The following is a 4,821-nucleotide window of genomic DNA, read 5'->3' as shown; positions in this document are numbered from 1 at the left end:
GATCCTCACCAAGAATCCGCCGCCGCCGCGCGAGAACGTCCTCCTCCATCACCCGGGCGGCCGCATAGTCCCCCTGGCTCCGCAGCGTCACCGCGAGGTTCGCCACCGCAAGGATCGTGTCCGGGTGATCCTCACCAAGAATCCGCCGCCGCCGCGCGAGAACGTCCTCCTCCATCACCCGGGCGGCCGCATAGTCCCCCTGGTTCCACAGCGTCGCCGCGAGGTTCGCCGCGGCCCGGATCGTCTCCGGATGATCCTCGCCGAGAATCCGCCGGGACCAGGCGAGCGCGTCCTCGCGCAGGACGCGGGCGGCCTGGTGGTCCCCCTGGTAGGCGAGGGTGACCGCGAGGTTGGTCATGGCCCGGACCGTGTCCTGATGGTTGTCGCCGAGCACGCGCCGGTACCGCGCGAGCAGGTCCTCCTGCAGATCGCGGGCGGCCGGATAGTCCCCCTGCGACAGGAGGGTGACCGCGAGATTCGTCGCGGCGAGCAACACATCCGGGTGATCGTCACCGAGGATCCGCCGCCGGCGCGCCAGCAGATCCTCTTCCATCGCGTGGGCGGCCGGATAGTTCCCCTGGTTCCACAGCGTCGCCGCGAGGTCGGCCGTGACGCGGATCGTGTCCGGGTGGTCCGCGCCGAGCTCCGTGGTCCATCGATCGTGGGCGTGTTCGGCGAGGCGCCGGCTGTTCGGGTAGTCGCCCTGGTTTCGCAGGGCCGAGACCAGGGCCATGGTGAGGTCCCGGGCCTCCGCCGTGTCGGCGTCCACGAGATCGGTGGCGAGCGCGTGCGGGTAGAGCTGGGCATAGCGTCCCCACCCGGCCGGCGCCGCGCTGTCGTCCGGCCTACCGTGAGCGATCAGCCGGCGCGCCGCTTCGCGCAGGCCCGGGCGCAGCGCGTCCGGGGTGTCGTCGCGAAGGACGGCCTGGACGAGCCGGTGCATCACGACCATGTCGCCGGCGACCAGCCGCACGATCGCGGTCCGCGCCAGCCTGCCCACGGCGTCCCGGAACTCCAGGGGGTCACGGGCGGCGCTGGCGAGCGGCTCGGGAAGCAGACCGGCGACGCCTGGCCGGATCAGACCGACCGGGATCGGCTCGGGGCCGAACAGCGCCCACAAGCGGGCGAGCAGAACCGCCGGCTCGTCGAGGGTACGCAGCGCGATCGTCCAGGTCGCCGCGACCGGCGCGTGATCCGCCGGGACGCCCCGGGCCATCACCGCCGACACCCGCTGGCCGAGCAGATCCACATACTCCTGGGCCGGGGTGCCGGTCTCGGCGAGCCACGCCCCGGCCTGCTCGAGCGCCAACGGCAGGTCGGCCACCGTCGCCGCGATCCGCCCGGCCTCCCCCTCCGACAACCGCGGGACCCGCTCCCGCAACAACGCCACCGCCCGGTCCCGGGGCAGCACATCGACCTCCACCAGGCCGGCGAGCCGTGACCAGGCCGGATCCCTGGTCGTCACCAGCACGTGTCCGCCGCCGCCCGCCGCGGACAGCAGGCCATACAGGTCCGCCGGCTCGGCCGCGTTGTCGAGGATCAGCAGCCAGTGCGGGAAGCGCTGGCCCTGGCGCAGCAGGTCCACGACCTCGCGGGCGGACTCCTCGGCCTGCCCGGGAACGGCGACTCCGACCCGGTCCGCCAACGCCGCCAACGCCGCCAGGGCCAGCGCGGGATCCTCCGCGGGTATCCACCACACCAGGTCGTAGTCGCTGGCATGCCGGTAGGCGTACTGCACCGCCAGCTGCGTCTTTCCCACCCCGCCCAGACCGTGCAGCGCCCGCGGCACGGTAGCCGTCACGCCGTCGCCGACCAGCCGGCTGCGCAGCTCCGACAGCTCTGGTTCCCGGCCCGTGAAATGCCGGTTGCGCTCCCATGGCAGCGACCACACCGCCGCCTGCCCCACCGGGAACCGCGGCCCGTCACCAGCCTGGCCAGCCACCGGAAACAACGGCCGCCCAGACGGGCGGTTCTCCCCGGTGGTCGCGGCCTCGACCATCCTGCCGAGCCGGCCGACCGCCTCCGGCTCGTCGACCCCGACCAGATCCGTCCACACGATCCCGTCGAACGGCGGCGGCGGAGAGAACTCGACCACCCGCACCGGCAGCAACCGCCGGCCACGCCCCGCCAGATCCGAACGCCAGGCGGCCTGCCACTCCGCGCCGCACGCGTCGGATTCCACATAGTCGGGCGACAGCACCGCCACCGTCCGGGCAGACCGCGCCATCCCCGCCGCCATCCGCTCCGACCAGCTCATCCCCGCGACCATGTGCCACGCCTGCACCAACACCCGATGACCCGCGGACTCCAGCTCCCAGGCGATCCACTCCGCCCAGCCCCGATCCGACTGCGTATACGAGACAAAGAAATCCCACTCGTACCCGACGCCCCCAGGCGCGCCACCGCCCCCGCTATCGGCCACAACGCACAGCATCCCACCGATCGCCGGTCCAGCGGGGCCCGCACCGCCACCTCATGAAGCCCCGGCCCCGGCCCCAAGCTGACCAACGTCATACTCCGCCGGCCACGATTCCGCTCGCTTCCGATGCGTAATTTCCTTTGCTCGCCGCAGGTCGCGGAAGCCCAGCTGTATCGACCAGATATCCCACCGGCCGCTTCGGAGGCCGCTGCGCGGTCGCCGGTCACGTTCAGCCTGGAACATGGGCGGGCCGCTGACCTCGACCTGGCTACATCCGCGCCCCCGCCGCGCCGAACGTGATCTCATGATGTCTGTCCGCTCGCGGGGCGTCGTGGCGATTGGCGGGATCCCGGCCGCGTTGTCTGGGGCAGGGTCGGCGTCGCCGGTTCGGCGGCGAGAAGGACGGGTGACCATGGTGGCCGGGCAGGGTCCGTTCGTCGTCCGGTTCGGCTGGGGTGGCGAGGATCTGGCGGCGCTGGCGCCGGTCAGCGACCTGGTCGTGATCGTCGACGTGCTGCGGTTCACGACGGCGGTCAGCGTCGCGGTGGGCTGCGGCGCGTCGGTGCTGCCCTACCGGTGGCGCGACGCCACCGCCGCGCGGTTCGCCGCGCGGCGCGGCGCGATCCTCGCCGGCCCGCGCGACGACCCGGGGACCCCCTGGTCGCTGTCGCCCACCGACCTCGCCCACATCCCCGCCGGCACCCGGCTGGTCCTGCCCTCCCCGAACGGCGCCACGCTGTCGGCCGCCGCCAGCGACCACGGCGCCACGCTGGTCGCCGGCTGCCCGCGTAACGCCACGGCGGTCGGCGGCCTGGTCGCTCGGGAGGTCGCGGCGGGCCGGTCGATCGCGGTGATCGCGGCGGGAGAACGCTGGCCGGACGCGTCGGGAACCTCGCACGCCGGCCCGCTACGCCCGGCCGTCGAAGATCTCCTCGGCGCCGGCGCGGTCATCGCCCGCGCCGCCGAGGCCGGCGCGCTCGCCCGGTCCGAGCTGTCCCCGGAGGCCCGCGCCGCCCGCGCCGCGTTCGACGCGGCCGCGCCCGTGCTGCGCGACGAGCTGCGCGGCTGCGCCTCCGGGCGGGAGCTGCTGGCACTCGGCTGGGACGACGACGTCGCGGCCGCCGCCCAGCTCGACGCGGACACCGCGGTGCCCATCCTGCGCGACGGCGCCTTTGTCGCCCTCGACGAGGCCGCCTGAAACCAGCACCGTGCGCGGCGCCCGCGGTCACGTGACCAGGCGACGCGGTCCCCATCGCGGGTGGCGACGAGGCGGACCAGCCGGTGGGACCGGGCCGGCTTCAGACCGGTGAACGGAAAGCTCCGCCGAGGGCCCGTGGCGGAGACGACCCGCGCACTTTCATGATCCACCGACCGATGTAGGCCCCGGAACCCGGACCACGAAACGGCGCATAGCTTCCGGTTCCGTGTCCAGTCAGCACTTGCTCGGCGAGTTCGAAACACGCTGCTGTTTGTTCGTTCCCTTGGTCAGCGTCTTGGGAGACGATGTTCCCCGCAGTATCGACAGCACGTGAAACGGGGAAAAATGGTGCAACCTGTGCGTCTTCCGACCCAGCAGCTTTCCTTGGGCAGCGAAGGGCCCGAGGTCGGGAAACTCTACGAATATCTGGCGCGTTTCGGGTATTTCCCGAACGAAGGCCTCAGCGAGTTCAAGACCTGGCGACCGGCGGTCGACGCCGTCGTGGCGGACGAAGAGGTCTTTGACGACACGGTCGACCGTGCTGTCCGGCTGTTCCAGCAGCAGAACGCGCTCGCTTCTGACGGGATGGTGGGTCCCAAGACGCTCGCGCTGATGGGTAAACCTCGCTGTGGTGTTCCTGACGCGGTCCCCAAGGACGGGCCACGGCCTTTCGTCGCGTCCGGCAGCCGCTGGGACCACCTCACCGTCACGTACCAGTTCGACAACTCGGGTGCCGACCTGCCGGCCGCGGACGCGCGGGCCGCGGTGAGAGCCGCGTTCGACCGGTGGGCCGCCGTCTCGCCGCTGCGGTTCCAGGAGGTCGCGAACGGGGCCGACATCCAGATCGGGTGGTTCGCGGGAAATCACGACGACGGTGCCGCGAACGCCTTCGACGGAGTCGGCGGCGTGTTGGCACACTGCTACTACCCGCCGCCGGGTGGCGGTTCGCTGGCTGGCGACCTGCACTTCGACGAGGCCGAGACCTGGACCACCGACGACCCTCCGACCGGCGTCGACCTGCTGACCGTGGCGCTGCACGAGATCGGGCACGGCCTCGGGCTCGACCACTCCTCAGATCCCGCATCGGTCATGTTCGCTTTCTACGGCGGCATCCGCCGCGAGCTGACCGGCGACGACATCGCGGGCATTCAGGCGATCTACGGAGGCTGGCACCAACCATTCCCGATCACGCCGCCCGGTCACG

The 4,821-nt window shown here is 72.3% G+C and carries 3 protein-coding genes; 2 read left to right on the top strand and 1 reads right to left on the bottom strand.

Annotation, left to right across the window (positions count from 1 at the left end):
- Window positions 1–2,434, bottom strand: a 2,434-nt coding sequence (gene fxsT, locus I6A81_RS19910; protein ID WP_238441533.1) for an FxSxx-COOH system tetratricopeptide repeat protein, incomplete at its 3' end; no start/stop codon positions are given.
- Between the two features lie 397 nt (window positions 2,435–2,831).
- Here fxsT and I6A81_RS19905 point away from each other — a divergent pair.
- Entirely contained in the window at window positions 2,832–3,617 is a 786-nt protein-coding gene (locus I6A81_RS19905) for a 2-phosphosulfolactate phosphatase (RefSeq protein ID WP_203000534.1), read from the top strand.
- 357 nt (window positions 3,618–3,974) lie between these two features.
- On the top strand, window positions 3,975–4,821 hold an 847-nt coding region (locus I6A81_RS19900; RefSeq protein WP_203010260.1), incomplete at its 3' end, for a M10 family metallopeptidase domain-containing protein.

Source organism: Frankia nepalensis, assembly GCF_016786325.1.
GTDB classification, from domain to species: domain Bacteria; phylum Actinomycetota; class Actinomycetes; order Frankiales; family Frankiaceae; genus Pseudofrankia; species Pseudofrankia nepalensis.
The sequence above is the reverse complement of the archived record's forward strand: the minus strand, read 5'-3'. Positions and strand labels throughout refer to the sequence as shown.

Bases quoted from the DNA above. Each gene is read 5' to 3' on its own strand.
- I6A81_RS19905 (WP_203000534.1), top strand. From the start codon at position 2,832: ATGGTGGCCGGGCAGGGTCCGTTCGTCGTCCGGTTCGGCTGGGGTGGC.